General features: G+C 67.9%; 2 protein-coding genes. One reads left to right on the forward strand and one right to left on the reverse strand.

What is annotated here, in order from left to right; genetic code table 11:
• The coding region (locus tag VXC91_RS45400; RefSeq protein WP_329513177.1) for a PP2C family protein-serine/threonine phosphatase at window positions 1-855 on the reverse strand (855 nt) is incomplete at its 3' end.
• Window positions 856-1201: 346 nt separating this feature from the next.
• Between VXC91_RS45400 and VXC91_RS45405 the strand changes: the two genes are divergently transcribed.
• Window positions 1202-1534, forward strand: a 333-nt coding sequence (locus VXC91_RS45405; protein ID WP_329513178.1) for a universal stress protein, incomplete at its 3' end; no start/stop codon positions are given.

A 1534-nucleotide genomic window follows, 5' to 3' on the forward strand; every position in this document is an offset into this window, starting at 1 on the left:
GCCGCCGTGCAACAGTAGTGGCGCCGGGTGGCCGCAGTTGAGCACGCGCGCGATCGGTTCCCCGGCGGGGATCTCCACGAGCACGATGGTGGCGAACCGCTCCAGCGCGTCGTCGGGGACGTCCCGCGAGTAATGGGTCATGACGGTCTCCATATGTCCTGCCAGGGACGGCAGGTCGGGCGCGCTCATCCTCAGCACCCGGAACGTGCTGAGGATAACCGAGGCGACCTCGACAGCCGGAAGTCCCTTACCGCGGACGTCACCGATGATCAGCCGCACCCCGTACGGGGTCTGCATCGCCTCGTAGAAGTCGCCGCCGATGCAGGCCTGCGCGGCGGCGGCCTGGTAGAGCACCTCGACGTCGATGCCTTCGAGGTGCTGCGGGAGTGGGCGCAGCAGCACCCGCTGCGCCGTCTCCGCCACGGAGCGGACCTCGGCGAGGGTGTGCTCCCGGTTCTGCCGTACCCGGCTGGCGTAGGCGGCGGCCAGGGTGACGAGAACGATCCCGAGCAGGGTGAAACTGCCCGGGGCCTGGCCCAGAGTGTGGTCGGCGGCGGAGATGGCGAACCCGGCCATCAAGGCGAGCAGCCCGATACCCAGCGTGCCGGCCACGGAGAACATCGCGGCGGCCAACGCCGGCGCCGCCCCGATCAACCGGTAGAACTGCTGGTGGGGCGCGAAGAGGGCCGCCACCGAGTCCAGCACGATCACCAGCAGCGGAAACACGAGCGCCGGCTCAAACGGCCGGCCCTCTTCCCGCATCCGTCGGGAGAGCCACTTCGGGGCGATTATCTGCCTGAGCGACCGAACGGCGGTGCCGCGGGCTGCGATGACCCCCCTGACCTGCACACCCATATTTTTATCCTTAGGCGGAGACGGATCGCAGAAGCCTGTTTGTGGACGGAAAATATGTCCATATTGCCCCTGTTGCGCCACCACGCTACGAGACAGTTTGCGGTAATGCAAACTTTCATCAGTGCAGTATCATGCCGGTGGATACGCTGACACTCGCGCTTTGCGGGAAGGGTCGGGTCTCGATGCAGGCAGCAGCTCCGGAGCTCCGGGAACGCAAGAAGGCCGAGACCTGCGCGGCCCTCCGCGCAGCGGCCGTGCGCCTGTTGCCCCCCGCCCCGCCGGCCCGCGTGGAATTCCCCGGCGCCCGCACGGGCATTGGACCTGCGGTTTCCGATGGCCTCAAGCCGTGACGGAAGAGCACTCGCATCAGTTCGAGCGGGGAACGGACGGGCCCAAGGTCATCGTCGTCGGGGTCGACGGCTCCGACTCCTCGCTCCGGGCGGCGCACTATGCCGGCGGTCTCGCCCGACGACAGCGCGCGCTGCTTGCAATCGTGTACGTGCAGCCCGTGATGGCGGCGGTGGTGGCGCTCGGGGTGCCGGTGGCCGAGACGACTAATGAGATCGCGGAGGACCTGGTCAAGTACGTCCGTGAGGCCGCTGAGCGCGTCAGGGGGATCTTCGATGTGCGCTGGGAGTTCCACACCTTCCGCGGCGACCCCTACAACGGTCTGGTCACG

Source organism: Streptomyces chiangmaiensis, assembly GCF_036281785.1.
GTDB classification, from domain to species: domain Bacteria; phylum Actinomycetota; class Actinomycetes; order Streptomycetales; family Streptomycetaceae; genus Streptomyces; species Streptomyces chiangmaiensis.